Genomic DNA, 14,692 nt, shown 5'->3' on the forward strand with positions numbered 1-14,692 from the left:
GAGAGAAACCATGTGTGGAATTGTTGGCGCCGTTGCTGAACGCAATATCACCGCCATTTTGCTGGAAGGCCTCAAGCGCCTCGAATACCGCGGCTACGACAGCGCCGGTGTCGCGGTCTACACCAACGCCGGCAAGCTCGAGCGCCTGCGCCGTCCGGGCAAGGTCAGCGAACTGGAACAGGCCCTGGCCAGCGAGCCGCTGGTGGGCCGCCTGGGCATCGCCCACACCCGCTGGGCCACCCACGGCGCGCCGTGCGAGCGTAATGCCCACCCGCATTTCTCCGGCGACCTGGCGATCGTGCACAACGGCATCATCGAGAACCACGAAGCCCTGCGCGCGCAGCTCAGCGCCCTGGGCTACACGTTTACCTCGGACACCGACACCGAAGTCATCGCCCACCTGCTGGACCACAAGCTCAAGGACCTGGGCGATCTCACCACTGCCCTCAAGGCCACGGTCAAGGAACTGCATGGCGCCTACGGCCTGGCGGTGATCAGCGCCAGCCAGCCGGATCGTCTGGTCGCTGCCCGCAGCGGCAGCCCGCTGGTGATCGGCCTGGGCCTGGGGGAAAACTTCCTCGCCTCCGACCAACTGGCCCTGCGCCAGGTCACCGACCGCTTCATGTACCTGGAAGAAGGCGACATCGCCGAGATCCGTCGTGACAGCGTGCAGATCTGGGACATCGAGGGCCAGGCCGTCGAGCGCGAAGCGGTGCAGTACCGTGACGGTGCCGAAGCGGCGGAGAAGGGCGAGTTCCGCCACTTCATGCTCAAGGAAATCCACGAGCAGCCATCCGTGGTGCAACGCACCCTGGAAGGCCGCCTGAGCGCCAATCAGGTGCTGGTCCAGGCCTTCGGTCCGCAAGCCGCCGAGCTGTTCGCCAAGGTGCGCAATGTCCAGATCGTCGCCTGTGGCACCAGCTACCACGCCGGCATGGTGGCCCGTTACTGGCTGGAAGAACTGGCCGGCATTCCGTGCCAGGTGGAAGTGGCCAGCGAGTTCCGTTACCGCAAGGTGGTGGTGCAGCCTGACACCCTGTTCGTGACCATCTCCCAGTCCGGCGAAACCGCCGACACCCTGGCGGCCCTGCGCAATGCCAAGGAGCTGGGCTTCCTCGCCAGCCTGGCGATCTGCAACGTCGGCATCAGCTCCCTGGTGCGCGAATCCGACCTGACCCTGCTGACCCAGGCCGGGCGCGAGATCGGCGTGGCTTCGACCAAGGCCTTCACCACCCAGCTGGTGGGCCTGTTGCTGCTGACCCTTTCCCTGGGCCAGGTGCGTGGCACCCTGGCCGCCGGCGTCGAAGCCGAACTGGTGGAAGAGCTGCGCCGCCTGCCGATCCGCCTGGGCGAAGCCCTGGCCATGGACGGCGTGGTGGAGAAGACCGCCGAGCTGTTCGCCGACAAGCACCACACCCTGTTCCTCGGCCGTGGCGCCCAGTACCCGGTGGCGATGGAAGGATCGCTCAAGCTCAAGGAGATTTCCTACATCCACGCCGAAGCCTACCCGGCCGGTGAGCTCAAGCACGGCCCGCTGGCCCTTGTGGATAACGACATGCCGGTGGTCACCGTGGCACCGAACAACGAGCTGTTGGAAAAACTCAAATCCAACCTGCAAGAGGTGCGTGCCCGTGGCGGCGAGCTGATCGTGTTTGCCGACGAACAAGCCGGCATGACCAATGGCGAAGGCACCCACGTGATCCAGATGCCGCACATCCACGACATCCTTTCGCCGATCCTCTACACCATCCCGCTGCAGCTGCTGTCCTACTACGTTGCCGTACTCAAGGGCACCGACGTCGACCAGCCGCGTAACCTGGCCAAGTCAGTCACCGTGGAGTGAGTTATCCACAGTCGGGCAGTGCCTGGCTTTGGATAACCGCAACTGCAAACAAAAAGGGGAGCCTGTCCAGGCTCCCCTTTTGCCATGCGCCTTGACCTTCCGGCTGCGCTTGTCGTGTCCGGCAGCCTGGCTGGCGGACGGCATGGCCTTCAGCGCGAATGCTGTACCGAAACAATGTCGCCAGTCGATGCGTCGATATCCACCCTGAACATCGCCTGGTCACGCTGACGGCTGAACATGCAGGTAAAGATGCTGGGCGAATCGTGCGCAAACTGTTCGAACCAGCTGTAGACACCTGCCTCAAGCTGGCCATTGATCAGCAACTGGTCGGCAATTCTGATCTGTTGCTGGCGGTCGCCGGAAACCACGTAAAGCGTCGCCGCCACCCCGGAGTCATCATCGTTCCACAGGATGGCGAGGTGCTGCCGATCCGGCACCACGATCGCCAGCAGGCCGCGGCTGTTGACCACGCTCAGGGGCTGATCCTGCCAGCGCCAGCAAGCTTCGACGACTCGGCAGGGACCCCAGCCCAGAGCGATCATCTGGTCCACTGTCATGTGTTCGTCGATGACTTTGCCGTCTTCGCGGATTCGCTCGAAATCACTAATCACAACTTTCACTCCACAGGCAGCAAACTAGGCGTGCCGACAATTTTCAGATTCCTGTCACCGACGAACTCCACTTGCTGCACGCCGCCCTTGTAGTTCTCCAGCGGACCGGTGAGGCCACTGTGAATCTTTTGCGGTGCCGTGGTTTCGACGGTGATCACATGGGACACATCTGTCTTGAACCGATCGAGGATCACCAGTTTATCCCGCGCATAGGCCTGGCTGGGAATCGGCTCCGGAGCGGCGAAGCCACCGAAGGCCGGCTTGCCCTGCATGATGGCCTCGGCCTGGCCTTTGGCGACAACCATCTGGTATTGCCGTCCCGGCGGCACTATCTCGGTCTTGACCTGGGTGCCTTCCAACCACGCCGGCAAGTTGCCCTCGGCGATCATCGCCTCGTTGACCTGCGCGGCCGTTCGCACCTCTAGCACTTGCGACTGGTTGGCCAGTCGCGCCGCATTGCGTTCGGCGCTTACCTTGGCCATTTTCGGCCCGGCGCCGAGCAGCGCCAGGCCGGCCATGCCTTGCAGCAGGTCACGGTAGCCCGGGCCGAGCCGGTCGCCGAGCTGCCCAAGCAATTCCATGCCGCCATAGATCGCGGCGCCCACCGCCACTGTGGTCAGCAGGGCCGCCAGGCCGGCCATGGCGGCCAGCACCAGTGCACCGGCGGCGGCGACCAGGCCCAGCGCCTCAAGGCCGGTGTGCAGCCAGCCCTCGATATCCAGCACGAACTCCACCTGCAGCGTCGGACCGCCGATGAAGGTGTTATGGCTGCCGGACTTGATATGCGCACCGCAAGTCATCTTGCTGCTCAGTCGCGCCGCCGGCTTGCCGTTGATGTACACCGTGGCGCTGCCTTCGGCGATGGTGACCGGGAAGGGCCAGGGCGGATGCGCGACGGGAAAGCCGCTGCAGGAACTGGACACGTCTTCGCCGGCCCGCATGGCATTGCGCAGATTGACTAAGACGTTGGGACTGCCCCTTATGAGTTCACCGGTGGCGGGTTCGGGCAGATCGAAAATGGTCGACAGTCCCTTCACCAACTGGAACATTGACAGGCCACCGGCGGCGACCGAACCCGCCAGGACCACAGCCGCCAGGCCACCCGTTGCCGCGGTCGCGGCGATGATGGCCGCGCCAATGAGAGCGCCTGCCACCGCACCGGCGAGCATGGCTGCAACTCCGAATCCATGAGCGATTTCGTCGCCCAAACGTGCCGCGGCCTGTACATCCATGCTGAGATTGAGCCTCCGATACGACAAGCATCTTCCCTGGGGCCAGTGGTTGGCCCGGGGCGCGGATTATCAAAGAGTCGCCAGGGCAGGGGCAAGGCCCAAAAAGGCAGTCTGCGGCGAAGGAGGGCGGGAGCTTCACGCGCAAGGTTATTTTTGTGCGACAGTTTTGCATGCTCCGAGTCCGCGGCGAATGTCAGTGGACGGCCCGAGGAATCCCAACCTGTGCGCAGGCCTGGATTTTTATCCCGCTAATGGAAAACCAATGAAACTTCGCCTGATTCATGGATGGATGCTCCTGCTGATGCTGGCTGTCCTGATGCTGGGAGCCCTGACCCCAGTGCTGTCCAACAGCCTCTTGCTGTTGATGGATCGGGCCAACTTCATTCCCGCCGAATCGTCCATCTGGACCTTCGAGCCAACACGGATCAACCAGGGCTCTTCTTCCTATTGGCTGTACGGGGAAGATCGGCACTACTACTTCTATTTTTCTTACACCGAAGATCAGCCTTACCGGCTGATTGCCAAGAACAACCCGTGCCCGGGATTCGATAGGCACGATGTTGGCACCTGGTGTATCCCCTGAAGCCCGGGCCCTGGATTATGCTGCGGGCTCGCGGCGCCCACCGGGCAGGCGCCGGCAGCTGAGGTGGGGCATGGACAGGTTCCAGGAAATGCAGGTATTCGTGTGCGTCGCTCAGGAGCAGGGTTTCGCCGCTGCGGCCCGGCGCCTGAACCTGTCGGCCGCCAGCGTGACCCGGGCCGTTGCCGCGCTTGAGCAGCGCATCGGCACTCAGCTGTTGCTGCGCACCACCCGCCGTGTGCACCTGAGCGATGCCGGGCAACGCTACCTGGAGGATTGCCGACGCATTCTGGCCGAGGTCCAGGATGCCGAGGCCTCGGCCGCCGGCGTCCATGCCCAGCCCCGGGGCCAGTTGACCCTGACGGCGCCGGTGCTGTTCGGCGATCTGTTCGTCACGCCTTTGCTGGTGCGCTACCTGCAACGTTATCCACAGGTGAGCGTCAACGCCCTGCTGCTGGACCGGGTGGCGAACATGGTGGAGGAGGGCATCGATGTGGCGGTGCGCATCGGCGAGCTGGCCGACAGCGGTCAGCACAGTGTCCGTGTCGGCGAGGTGCGCCGGGTGGTGTGCGCCGCGCCGCAGTTCCTGGCGGCCCATGGGCGTCCGCAACACCCCGATGAGCTGCGCCAGGCACCGGTGATCGCGCCCTCGTCCATTGGTCAGACGCGCAACTGGCAGTTCAATGACAACGGCCGGGTACTGAGTGTGCGCCCCGAACCGCGGTTGCTGGTCAGCGCCAATCAGGCGGCCATCAGTGCCGCCTGCCTGGGCTTGGGGCTGACCCGGGTGCTGTCCTATCAGGTCGCCGACAAGGTGGCGGCGGGGCAGTTGGAAATCGTACTCGAGGCCTTCGAGCTGGCGCCCTTGCCGATTCATGTGGTGTACCAGGGCGGGCGCAAGGCGCCGGCGCGGGTGCGCAGCTTTGTCGACTTCGCGGTGCAGACCCTGCGGCAACACCCCTCGCTCAATCCCTGATCGGCTTTATTGCGCTGGATGAAATGATGGATTGCGATTCCTGGTGATTCTGTTGTTTTTCTCCGGGGATCAAGATAGGGCTCCCAGCGCGGCACTTCGACCGCGCCTCGTTAGCGGAGTCGACCATGTCTCAGCCACCTATCAAGTTCTACAACTTTCCCCGTTCCGGGCATGCCCATCGGGTCGAACTGATGCTGTCCCTGTTGGACCTGCCCAGCGAAACCATCTTTGTCGACCTGGCCAAGGGCGCTCATAAGCAGGCGGACTTCCTCGCCCTCAACGTCTTTGGCCAGGTGCCGGTGATCGATGATCAGGGCGTGGTGCTGGCCGATTCCAACGCCATCCTGGTGTATCTGGCCCAGCGTTATGGCCAGGGCCGCTGGTTGCCCAGCGACCCCGTGGGCGCGGCCCAGGTGCAGCGCTGGCTGTCGGTGGCGGCGGGGCAGATCGCCTTTGGACCGGCCGCGGCGCGGCTGATCACGGTGTTTGGCGCCTCGTTCAATGCCGAGGAAGTCATCGCCCGGGCCCACGCCCTGCTCAAGATCATGGACCAGGAGCTGGCGAGCCGGCCCTTCCTGGTTGGACAGGAGGCAACCATTGCCGATGTCGCGGGCTACAGCTACATCGCCCACGCCCCGGAAGGCAACGTGTCACTGGAGCCTTACCCCCATGTACGGGCCTGGCTGGCGCGGATCGAGGCGCTGCCCGGTTTTGTCCCCATGCCGTCCACTGCGGCGGGTTTGAAAAGCGCCTGACGGCGGATCCGGCGGAGGCTTGCCCATGAACACCCAATCACCCTGGCATGCCGGCGAACGGCAGCTTCAGACCCTGACCGGGGTGGCCGAGCGCATGCAAGCCTTCGGCGCCAAGGTCATCCGTCCGGCAATGCCCGACCAGCACCGGCAGTTCTACCAGCAACTGCCGTTCATCCTGGTGGGGGCGGTGGATGACCAGGGCCATCCCTGGGCGAGCGTGCTGGAAGGTCCACCCGGCTTCGCTCAGGCGCCCCAGGCCGATCTGTTGCGCCTGGACAGCCTGCCCGCCGCCGATGATCCGCTGGTCTTGCACGAGGGGGCGGCGGTGGGCTTGCTGGGGATCGAGCTGCATACCCGGCGGCGCAACCGCCTCAATGGCCGGATCGGCAACCTGGACCGCGACGGTTTCAGCGTGAACGTGGAGCAGTCCTTCGGCAATTGCCCGCAGTACATCCAGCTGCGCGAGCTGCAGCAGGTGGCCCTGAGCGACCCCGCCAGCCGCCCGGCCCAGCGTCGCCAGGACCTGGACCCGGCGGCCCGGGCGCTGATCGGCGCTGCCGACACCTTCTTCGTGGCCAGCTACGTCGACCTGGATGGCCAGCGTTCGGTGGACGTGTCGCACCGGGGCGGGCAGGCGGGGTTTGTCCGGGTCGAGGGCAACTGCCTGACCATTCCCGACTTTGCCGGCAACCTGCACTTCAACACCCTGGGCAACCTGCTGCTCAATCCGCGGGCGGGCTTGTTGTTCATCGATTTTCGCAGCGGCGAGCTGTTGCAGCTCAGCGGGCGCACCGAGCTGATTCTCGACGGGCCGCTGATCGCCGCCTTTCAGGGTGCCGAGCGGGTGTGGCGCTTTTACCCGGAACAGATGATCCGCCGACCGGGCGCCCTGTCCCTGCGCGGCGAGCTGCAGGCCTTCTCCCCCAACAGCCTGCTGACCGGCAATTGGCCCCAGGCCGAGGCCCGGCTGCGGGCGGCAGCCCTGGGTCAGCAATGGCGACCCCTGCGGGTGACGCGCATCGAGGACGAAAGCCGCAGCATCCGTTCGTTCTACCTGGAGCCGGCCGACACTGCCGGAGCGCCGGGCTTCCTGGCGGGCCAGCACCTGCCGTTGCGGTTGACGATCGATGGCCAGCCGCTGATCCGTACCTACAGCCTGTCCAGTGCGCCTTCTGACGCTTTCCTGCGGATCAGCGTCAAGCGTGAAGGGCGCTTCTCCAGCCATATGCACCGCCAGCTCAAGGTGGGCGATCTGCTGGAGGCGCGGTCGCCCCAGGGCCGCTTCAGCGCCGATCCGCTGGCAACGCGGCCGCTGGTGCTGCTGGCGGCCGGGGTTGGTATCACTCCCTTGCTATCGATGTTGCGGGAGGTGGTGTACCAGGGCCTGCGCACTCGCCGCAGCCGGCCTTGCTGGCTGATCCAGAGTTCGCGCAGTCTCGCCGAGCAACCCTTTGCCGCCGAGCTGCAAGCCCTGCAAGCGCAGGCCGGGGGAGCGTTGCGGGTGCTGCGCCTGCTCAGCCAGCCGGAAGCGCAGGCACGGCCGGGCGTCGACTTCGATCTGGTTGGCCGCCTGCACGTTCAACGGCTACTGGCACAGCCGGATCTGGACGTCGACAGTGCCGACTTCGTGCTCTGCGGTCCCGGCGCCTTTACTCAGGATCTGTACGACAGCCTGCGGGACCTGGACATCAACGATGAGCAGATCCACGCCGAAACCTTCGGCCCCTCGACCCTGCGCCGCCGGCCCGATCCCCTGGCGCCGGCCTTCGACCAGCCGCCCGCGGCCACCGCCGCTGTGCCGGTGCGTTTCCAGCAGGCGGCCAGAGCGCTGAGCTGGCAGCCCGCCAGCGGCAGCCTGCTGCAACTGGCGGAAAGCGCCGGCCTGCACCCGGAGTTCAGTTGCCGTGGCGGTTCCTGTGGCACCTGCCAGACCCGGCTGATCAGCGGCCAGGTCAGTTATCCACAGGTGCCGGCGTACAAGCCCGAACCCGGTCAGGTGCTGATTTGCTGCGCCGTTCCGGCGGCTGTGGATAACGACGCCGCGCCGTTGATCCTCGACCTGTAGCAGGGCAAAAAAAACTCCTCGCCAGCGATTGCCGCCGGCCCCGGCCCTGCGTAGGCTGGCGCGATCTCAAGGCCGGGCATTGGCCTCGCACCCGGCACTCCAGGGTCTTTTTCGCGTTAAAGGGAATCAACGATTCATGCTCCCCCGGGCCGTTCTCCGTTTCTTTGCCCTGTGGCTCAGTGCCTTGCTGCTCAGCGCCTGCGGCAATGACCCTCAGCCGGTGCTGGACCAGCAACTCTACATCTGGCAACGCCAGTGGACCCCGGCCCACGCCGACGCCCTGGCAGGCTCGCGGGCCGACTTTTCCACAGTCCGGGTCCTGGCCCTGCAGGCTTTTCCACAGGCCGGCTGGAGCCGTGCCCGGATCGACGCCGCCTCGCTCAAGCAGGATGGGCGGCCGTTGATCGCGGTGGTGCGTCTCGACGGTCAACTGCCGTCCCTGGATCAGGACGAGATCATCCGTCAGGTCCAGCAACTGCTGGTGGACTGGCAGGAGCAGGGCCTGACTCCGGCCGGGGTCGAGATCGACCACGATGCCGGCAGCGCGCGCTTGCCCGCCTACGCCGGGCTGCTGCAGCGCTTGCGAGCGGCGCTGCCCGCTCACCTGGCCCTGAGCATCACCGCCTTGCCGGCCTGGCTCGACAGTCGCGAGTTGCCGGGCCTGCTGGCCAAGGTCGACAGCAGCGTGCTCCAGGTGCACGCCGTGAGCGATCCACGGCGCGGCCTGTTCGATCCGCGGCAAGCCGAGCAATGGGCCCGGCGTTGGGCGCGGATCAGCGCCAAACCCTTCTATCTGGCCTTGCCCGCCTACGGTGTCGCGGTGCTCCCCGGGGCCGAGGGCGCGCCCCTGGTGGAAAGCGAGGCGCCGCTGCGGCGGGCTGGAGAGCGTCAGGAACTGATGGCCGACCCCGAGCAACTGAGCCAGCTGGGCCGCGCCCTGCGTGCCGATCCGCCGCCCCATCTGGCCGGTCTGATCTGGTTTCGCCTGCCGCTCAAGGGCGATGTGCGGGCCTGGAGCCTGGAAACCCTGCGGGCGGTGGCCCGGGGCGATGCCCTGAGCGCTGAGCTGGGTATCCGTCTGGAGGAACAACAGGACGGCCTGTTCGACATCCGCTTGAGCAACGCGGGCAACCTAGACCGGCCGCTGCCTGAACAACTGACCCTGGCCGTTGCCCAATGCGACGGATTCGACGGGCTGGGCGGCTATTCCGCACAGCTGCGCGACGGCCAGCTGCTGTTGACCCGGCAACGCAGCGGCCGTCTGGCCGCAGGCGCCAGCCGCGCCGTGGGCTGGGCCCGCTGTACAAAAATTGACCAAGGAGCTGCGCATGTTCGTCCCTAGATCCCGTCACCTGCTGTGCCTGAGCCTGTGCCTGCCCCTGGCTCCGGCCCTGGCCTGTGGGCCGACTTTCCCCATGCGCCTGCTGGACGACCGCCCACAGACGCTGGCGCAACTGCCCGAAGGCAGTTTCCAGTTCGAGATCAGCCGCCTGGGTCAGCCCATCGTCGGGCTCATGCCGGTCGCCAACAACGGCTTCAGTGTCGATTACAGCCTGCCTGAGAGCTACGCGGTGCAAGAGCGCAACTGGGCAGAACGGCAAGGGCTGGATCAGGCTCAGCAAACCCTGGTGGCCCAGCTGCGCAAGCTCAATGACGCACGGGTGGCGGAGCAACAAGGGGCCGGCCTGCCGCTGGAGATCAAGTTCTACACCGCTGGCGCCGTGGCCTTCAGCGCCGGGGATCATGAGCTGGCGGCGGAGTATTTCCGCAAGGTGCTGGCGCTGCCCGCCGAGCAGCGTGCCCTGCGCAGTACCTGGGCCGCCTATTCCCTGGGTCGGGCCCTGTCCTTTATCAGCGAGCAAGCCAACGAACTGGACGATCAGGGCCGGCGCGACATGCGCCAGTCGGCGCGCCAGGCCTTCGCCCAGACCCGGCAGCTGAGCATCGACGCCTTCAGCGACCCCCTGAGCCTGGGCGTCGCCAGCCTGGGGGAGGAGGCCCGCCTCCTCAAGGATCAGAACGACTGGAGCCAGGCCATCGACTTGTATGCCGTGCAGAACCAGTTGGGTTCGGAGGTCGGCTACAGCTCCCTGAAACAGGTAGTGGGCGAACTGAGCGGCCTGCCGGACGCGCAATTGCTGGAGCAGCTCAAGCATCCTTCCGTAGCCCGCTTGCTCACCGCTTCGTTGATCTCCCATCAGGGCTGGTCCTTCGGCGAGCGGCCGGAGTCGGAGGTGAAACTGATCAAGCTGCTGAGCCAGGGCACCGCCGGCAGCTTCGACAATGCCGACCGGCTGGCGGCGCTGAATTATCAGAATGGCGATTTCGCCACCACCCGGCAGTTGCTGGAACAGGCCGGCGACGGCGGCCTGGCCTGGTGGCTGCGGGCCAAGATGGCCCTGCGTGATGGCGACAAGGTGGCTGCCGCCGCGGCTTACGCCAAGGCCGCCGCGGCCTTCCCCCGCGACGAGAGCTGGGGCTTTCGCGGCGATTACGACGGCAATTACGAAGACCTCAAGCCCGGGTGCCGGGTCGAAGGCGAAAGCGCCGTGCTGGCCCTGGATCGGGGCGACTACGTGCAAGCCTTCGAGCTGCTCTACCGCAGCGGCGACATCTACTGGCACGACGCGGCCACGGTGGCGGAGCGGGTGCTGACCCTGGATGAACTCAAGCAGTTCGTCGATGCCCGGGTTCCGGCGCCAGCGCCGACTCCCAAGCAGCCGGATGCCTATTACGAAACCCTGCCGATTGCCGCCCAGATACGCGAACTGCTTGGCCGACGCCTGTTGCGTGAAGGACGTTACGAAGAAGGCTGGGGCTATTTCGACAGCCCGGAACGCCAGGCCATCGCCAAGGCCTACGGCGAGTATCGACGCCGTGCCGAGTCGGCCTGGCTTCCCACGCGCCGGGCCGAGGCCTATTACCAGGCCGGCAAGCTGGCGCGGGCCTCGGGGATGGAGATCCTGGGGTACGAAATGGGCCCTGATTTTCACAGCCTCTGGGGCAGCTACAGCCTGGAGATCCCGCCGGTGCAGGCCGGGCCCTTTGTCAGCGCCGATGAAGTGCAGCGCCAGCAAGCCACCACCGCCGAGCCCGACGTGCGCTACCACTACCGCTACGTGGCCGGGGAACTGGGCAACCGGGCGGCGGATTTCCTGCCTCACACCAGCCAGGCCTATGCCGCGGTGCTGTGCAAGGCGGCGCGCTGGACCCGCGGCAGCGATGTCGAGATCGACTACTACCGACGCTACGTGGAAAACGGACCCTTTGTGGAATGGGCCGGCAATTTCGGCATGAACTGCCAGGAGCCGGACTTCGGCAGCGCCAACAAGCGCTACCTGACCCAGTGGCTGGACGCATCCCGTTCCGCGGTGGCCGAGCACAGGCTGGTTGCCGGCGCCGGTGCCGGCGTGCTGCTGTTGGGGGCGGCCTACCTGTTCCGACGCCGCCGCGCGGTGTCCTCGCACAAGGCGACATAAAGGCGTGCCCCGCCTGTAGCCGCTGCCGCAGGCGGCGTACGAGCTGGGCGGCACTCCGACGCAGCGGTCGCGGCGATCTCTGGGGCGTACATTTTGTCGAGGGATCGCCAGGCAAGGTCCTGCGGACCTTCGCGCAGCTTCGCCGAGGCTCAGCAGCGGCTACAGATGCCGTCAGGCCTGCTGGACGAAGGTCAGGCGCAAGGCAAAGCCGATCAGCAGGCTGCCGAACAGCCATTGCTGCACGCGCTGGGCCGAAGGACTGCGCTGCATCCAGCGGCCCAGCCCGGCACCGGCCAGGGCGTAGCAGCCGTCGAACAAACCGCCCACCGCTACCAGCAGCACCCCCAGGGTGACGAACTGCGGGACCACCGCCCCGGCCTGGGGATCGATGAACTGCGGCAACAGCACCGAGCAGAACAACAGTGCCTTGGGGTTCAGCAGGTTGGTCAGCAGGCCGCGCTGGATCGCCTGGCGCCAGCGCAGGGGCGTGGCTGCCGCGCCGGCGCTGTCGAGATTGGGCAGCAGGTTGGCGCGCAGGCACTGGATGCCGATCCACAGCAGGTAGGCGGCGCCCGCCAGGCGTACCACGTCGAAGGTCCAGGGCGCGGCCTTGAACAGCGCCGCCAGGCCCAGGGCGGCCAGGGCCACGTGGCAGCCGCGGGAGATCGCCAGCCCCAGGGCCGTGGCCAGTGCCTGGGCCTTGCCCTGGCGGGCACCGGTCTGCAGCAGCAGGATCATGTCGGGACCGGGCAGCAGGTAGACCACCGCCAGAGCCAGGAAATACATCCACAATTGCGCCACCTTGCACCCCATTCGTTGTCGAGTCGGTGCGCCCAGTTTAGGGCCACAGGGGGCGGCAGGTGCTTGCGTAATCCGCCAGCAAAACGGCGAAAATTGGCATAACCTTCCAGCTTTTACTGCGATGGCCATCCGGATATGCCAAACATGAAACTCGACGCCTACGACCGCAAGATTCTCGCCGCGCTGCAACGCGATGGCCGCCTGAGCAACGTGCAACTGGCGGAGGAGATCGGCCTGTCGCCGTCACCCTGCCTGCGCCGGGTGCGCATGCTGGAAGAGGCCGGGGTGATCCGCGGTTATCAGGCGACCCTGGACCGCGACGAAGTGGGGCTGGGGCTGACGGTGTTCGTCGGGGTCAAGGTGGAGCGGCACAACGACGCCGAGGCCGAAGCGTTCCGCCAGGCGGTGTTGCAGTTGCCGGAGGTGATCTCGGCGTTCCTGGTGTCCGGCGAGTCGGACTTCCTGCTGCAGGTGGTGGTCCCGGACCTGCGCGGTTACGACCGGTTTCTCACCGGCTGCCTGCTGAAGATCCCCGGGGTCAGCGACATCCGCAGCAACTTCGCCATTCACACGGTGAAAACCCCGGGGCCCTTGCCATTGGGGCACTTGCCCGGCTGATGATCCTGGCCAGCCGGGGCAGCGCTCAAGCTACTGTGGCGAGGGAGCTTGCTCCCGCTCGGTCGCGCAGCGGCCGCAGAATCTGGCTACGCGGGGTGTCATGTGCTTTGCGTTGGCCGGGCCTGGGGCCGCGTTGCAGCCCAGCGCGAGCAAGCTCGCTCGCCACAGGGGCTCAGGTCCACCAGTAGCGCACCAGGTGGAAGAAGATCGGCGCGGCGAAGCACACCGAATCCAGGCGATCGAGCATGCCGCCGTGGCCTTCGATCATGTGGCCCCAGTCCTTGACCCCGCGGTCGCGCTTGATGGCCGACATGACGATGCCGCCGGCAAAGCCCAGCAGGTTGATCAGCAGGGCGATAAGGAACGACTGCCAGACATTGAACGGGGTGATCCAGAACAGCGCGCCGCCGATCAAGGACGCCAGCAGGATGCCACCGACAAAGCCCTCGACGGTCTTGGACGGCGACAGGTTGGGGGCGATCTTGCGCTTGCCGAAGAGTTTTCCACAGACGTACTGCAGCACATCCGAGAGCTGCACCACGATCACCAGATAGGCGATCAGCAGCAGGTTGCGGCCTTCGTAGCCGGCGATGTCCAGGGTCAGCAGGGCCGGCACGAAGGACACGCAGAACACCGCGATCATCAGGCCCCACTGGACCTTGGAGGCGCGTTCCAGGAAGTGCGTGCTGTCACCGCCCAGGGACGCCAGGATCGGCAGCAGCAGGAACACGTAGACCGGGATGAAGATCGAGAACAATCCGTACCAGTCGGAGTAGATCAGCAGGTATTGCAGGGGCAGGGCCAGATAGAAGGCCGCCACCAGGGCCGGGTAATCGCTGCGCCGGGTCGGGGTCAGGGTGAGGAACTCGCGCAGGGCGTAGAACGACACCGCGTAGAACAGCAGGATCACCGCTGCGGTGCCGAGCCAGAAGGCGATGCCGATCACCAGCACCATCACCCACCAGGCGTTGATCCGCGCGTTGAGGTTGTCGATCACCGGGTTGGGCGTGCCGCGGGTGCGCCACTGGAGGATGAAACCGATCAGCGAGGCCAGCACCAGAATGGCGCCAATGCCGCCGAACAACATCAGGGTCTGCTTATCCATGTCAGCTGTGCTCCGGAGCCAGGGCCAGCAGCGCGGCGCGGCTGCGTTCGAGGAAGTGTTCCTTGGTTTCGTCTTCTTCCAGGCTCAGCGGCGCACCGAAGCTGGTGGTGCACAGCAGGGGCAGGGGCAGGAAGCGGCCCTTGGGCATGACCCGGTTGAGGTTGGCGATCCACACCGGAATCACCTCCACCTGTGGATAACGTTTGGCCAGGTGGTAGATCCCGCTCTTGAACGGCAGCAGGCCGTCTTCCAGGTTGCGCGTGCCCTCCGGAAAGATGATCAGCGAGTCGCCGTTGTCCAGGGCATCGAGCATCGGCTGCATGGGATTGTTATCCACAGCCTCCTTGCGCTCGCGGTCGATCAGCACGCCGTTGAACACCCGGTTGATGATGTAGCGGCGCAGGGGGCTTTTCTGCCAGTAGTCGGCACCGGCCACGGGCCGGGTCAGCTTGCGCAGGGCCGGCGGCAGTGAGGCCCAGAGCAGCACGAAGTCACCGTGGCTGCTGTGGTTGGCGAAGTAGATCCGTTGCACCGGCTGCGGCGCGGAGCCGAGCCACAGGCTGCGGGCCCCGGTGATGCTGCGGGCGGCGGAGGTGATGAGGTTGGCAACCAGGGGTTCGAACATGG

At 66.0% G+C, this 14,692-nt stretch carries 13 protein-coding genes; 8 read left to right on the forward strand and 5 right to left on the reverse strand.

Annotated features, from left to right (window positions below; translation table 11 throughout):
- The first annotated feature begins 10 nt into the window (after nucleotides 1-10).
- Nucleotides 11-1,843 carry a glutamine--fructose-6-phosphate transaminase (isomerizing) gene (gene glmS, locus ACMGG8_RS03810; RefSeq protein WP_060841842.1) on the forward strand — a complete coding sequence of 611 codons (1,833 nt, stop codon included), beginning with the start codon at nucleotides 11-13 and terminating at the stop codon, nucleotides 1,841-1,843.
- Nucleotides 1,844-1,992: 149 nt separating this feature from the next.
- Here glmS and ACMGG8_RS03815 read toward each other — a convergent pair whose 3' ends face one another.
- Both ACMGG8_RS03815 and ACMGG8_RS03820 read right to left on the reverse strand, forming a co-directional pair.
- Complete coding sequence (locus ACMGG8_RS03815) at nucleotides 1,993-2,454, reverse strand: hypothetical protein (protein WP_060841841.1); 462 nt, start codon at nucleotides 2,452-2,454, stop codon at nucleotides 1,993-1,995.
- Nucleotides 2,455-2,459: 5 nt separating this feature from the next.
- Nucleotides 2,460-3,686: a PAAR domain-containing protein gene (locus tag ACMGG8_RS03820; protein WP_060841840.1), complete on the reverse strand. Its 1,227-nt coding sequence runs from the start codon at nucleotides 3,684-3,686 to the stop codon at nucleotides 2,460-2,462.
- Nucleotides 3,687-3,948: 262 nt separating this feature from the next.
- On the opposite strand from ACMGG8_RS03820, the gene ACMGG8_RS03825 reads away from it, so the two are divergent.
- The 6 genes from ACMGG8_RS03825 to ACMGG8_RS03850 all read left to right on the forward strand — a co-directional run bounded on the left by ACMGG8_RS03825 (nucleotide 3,949) and on the right by ACMGG8_RS03850 (nucleotide 11,541).
- Entirely contained in the window at nucleotides 3,949-4,269 is a 321-nt protein-coding gene (locus ACMGG8_RS03825) for a hypothetical protein (protein ID WP_060841839.1), read from the forward strand.
- A 70-nt stretch (nucleotides 4,270-4,339) separates the two neighbouring features.
- On the forward strand, nucleotides 4,340-5,242 hold the full coding sequence (locus tag ACMGG8_RS03830) for a LysR family transcriptional regulator (protein WP_060841838.1): 903 nt from the start codon (nucleotides 4,340-4,342) through the stop codon (nucleotides 5,240-5,242).
- A 125-nt stretch (nucleotides 5,243-5,367) separates the two neighbouring features.
- On the forward strand, nucleotides 5,368-5,997 hold the full coding sequence (locus ACMGG8_RS03835; RefSeq protein ID WP_108544957.1) for a glutathione S-transferase family protein: 630 nt from the start codon (nucleotides 5,368-5,370) through the stop codon (nucleotides 5,995-5,997).
- 25 nt (nucleotides 5,998-6,022) lie between these two features.
- A complete protein-coding gene (locus tag ACMGG8_RS03840) occupies nucleotides 6,023-8,062 on the forward strand; it encodes a pyridoxamine 5'-phosphate oxidase family protein (protein ID WP_414159193.1) in 2,040 nt (679 codons plus the stop codon).
- Nucleotides 8,063-8,198: 136 nt separating this feature from the next.
- Nucleotides 8,199-9,404 carry a DUF3142 domain-containing protein gene (locus ACMGG8_RS03845; protein ID WP_414159194.1) on the forward strand — a complete coding sequence of 402 codons (1,206 nt, stop codon included), beginning with the start codon at nucleotides 8,199-8,201 and terminating at the stop codon, nucleotides 9,402-9,404.
- Entirely contained in the window at nucleotides 9,391-11,541 is a 2,151-nt protein-coding gene (locus ACMGG8_RS03850; protein ID WP_414159195.1) for a hypothetical protein, read from the forward strand. Before ACMGG8_RS03845 ends, ACMGG8_RS03850 begins: the two co-directional genes overlap by 14 nt.
- Nucleotides 11,542-11,712: 171 nt before the next feature.
- Here the strand turns inward: ACMGG8_RS03850 and ACMGG8_RS03855 are convergent, their stop codons facing one another.
- Nucleotides 11,713-12,354, reverse strand: a complete 642-nt coding sequence (locus tag ACMGG8_RS03855) for a LysE family translocator (RefSeq protein WP_375136258.1) — start codon at nucleotides 12,352-12,354, stop codon at nucleotides 11,713-11,715.
- Nucleotides 12,355-12,486: 132 nt separating this feature from the next.
- On the opposite strand from ACMGG8_RS03855, the gene ACMGG8_RS03860 reads away from it, so the two are divergent.
- Nucleotides 12,487-12,960 (forward strand): Lrp/AsnC family transcriptional regulator, encoded by a 474-nt coding sequence (locus ACMGG8_RS03860; protein WP_016966246.1) that lies wholly within the window; start codon nucleotides 12,487-12,489, stop codon nucleotides 12,958-12,960.
- Nucleotides 12,961-13,132: 172 nt separating this feature from the next.
- On the opposite strand, the gene ACMGG8_RS03865 is transcribed toward ACMGG8_RS03860, so the two are convergent.
- Complete coding sequence (locus tag ACMGG8_RS03865) at nucleotides 13,133-14,065, reverse strand: phosphatidate cytidylyltransferase (protein ID WP_047290136.1); 933 nt, start codon at nucleotides 14,063-14,065, stop codon at nucleotides 13,133-13,135.
- Nucleotide 14,066: 1 nt separating this feature from the next.
- Nucleotides 14,067-14,690 (reverse strand): lysophospholipid acyltransferase family protein, encoded by a 624-nt coding sequence (locus ACMGG8_RS03870; RefSeq protein ID WP_060845043.1) that lies wholly within the window; start codon nucleotides 14,688-14,690, stop codon nucleotides 14,067-14,069.
- Nucleotides 14,691-14,692: the final 2 nt, after the last annotated feature.

The sequence above is a fragment of the Pseudomonas sp. BNK-45 genome (genome assembly GCF_047456255.1).
In the GTDB taxonomy this organism is placed as follows: Bacteria; Pseudomonadota; Gammaproteobacteria; order Pseudomonadales; family Pseudomonadaceae; genus Aquipseudomonas.

Excerpts from the sequence above, each read along its gene's own strand:
- glmS (WP_060841842.1), top strand. The coding sequence starts at position 11 with ATGTGTGGAATTGTTGGCGCCGTTGCTGAACGCAATATCACCGCCATT.
- ACMGG8_RS03820 (WP_060841840.1), bottom strand. The coding sequence starts at position 3,686 with ATGGATGTACAGGCCGCGGCACGTTTGGGCGACGAAATCGCTCATGGA.
- ACMGG8_RS03825 (WP_060841839.1), top strand. The coding sequence starts at position 3,949 with ATGAAACTTCGCCTGATTCATGGATGGATGCTCCTGCTGATGCTGGCT.
- ACMGG8_RS03830 (WP_060841838.1), top strand. The coding sequence starts at position 4,340 with ATGGACAGGTTCCAGGAAATGCAGGTATTCGTGTGCGTCGCTCAGGAG.
- ACMGG8_RS03835 (WP_108544957.1), top strand. The coding sequence starts at position 5,368 with ATGTCTCAGCCACCTATCAAGTTCTACAACTTTCCCCGTTCCGGGCAT.
- ACMGG8_RS03840 (WP_414159193.1), top strand. The coding sequence starts at position 6,023 with ATGAACACCCAATCACCCTGGCATGCCGGCGAACGGCAGCTTCAGACC.
- ACMGG8_RS03845 (WP_414159194.1), top strand. The coding sequence starts at position 8,199 with ATGCTCCCCCGGGCCGTTCTCCGTTTCTTTGCCCTGTGGCTCAGTGCC.
- ACMGG8_RS03850 (WP_414159195.1), top strand. The coding sequence starts at position 9,391 with ATGTTCGTCCCTAGATCCCGTCACCTGCTGTGCCTGAGCCTGTGCCTG.
- ACMGG8_RS03855 (WP_375136258.1), bottom strand. The coding sequence starts at position 12,354 with ATGGGGTGCAAGGTGGCGCAATTGTGGATGTATTTCCTGGCTCTGGCG.
- ACMGG8_RS03860 (WP_016966246.1), top strand. The coding sequence starts at position 12,487 with ATGAAACTCGACGCCTACGACCGCAAGATTCTCGCCGCGCTGCAACGC.
- ACMGG8_RS03865 (WP_047290136.1), bottom strand. The coding sequence starts at position 14,065 with ATGGATAAGCAGACCCTGATGTTGTTCGGCGGCATTGGCGCCATTCTG.
- ACMGG8_RS03870 (WP_060845043.1), bottom strand. The coding sequence starts at position 14,690 with ATGTTCGAACCCCTGGTTGCCAACCTCATCACCTCCGCCGCCCGCAGC.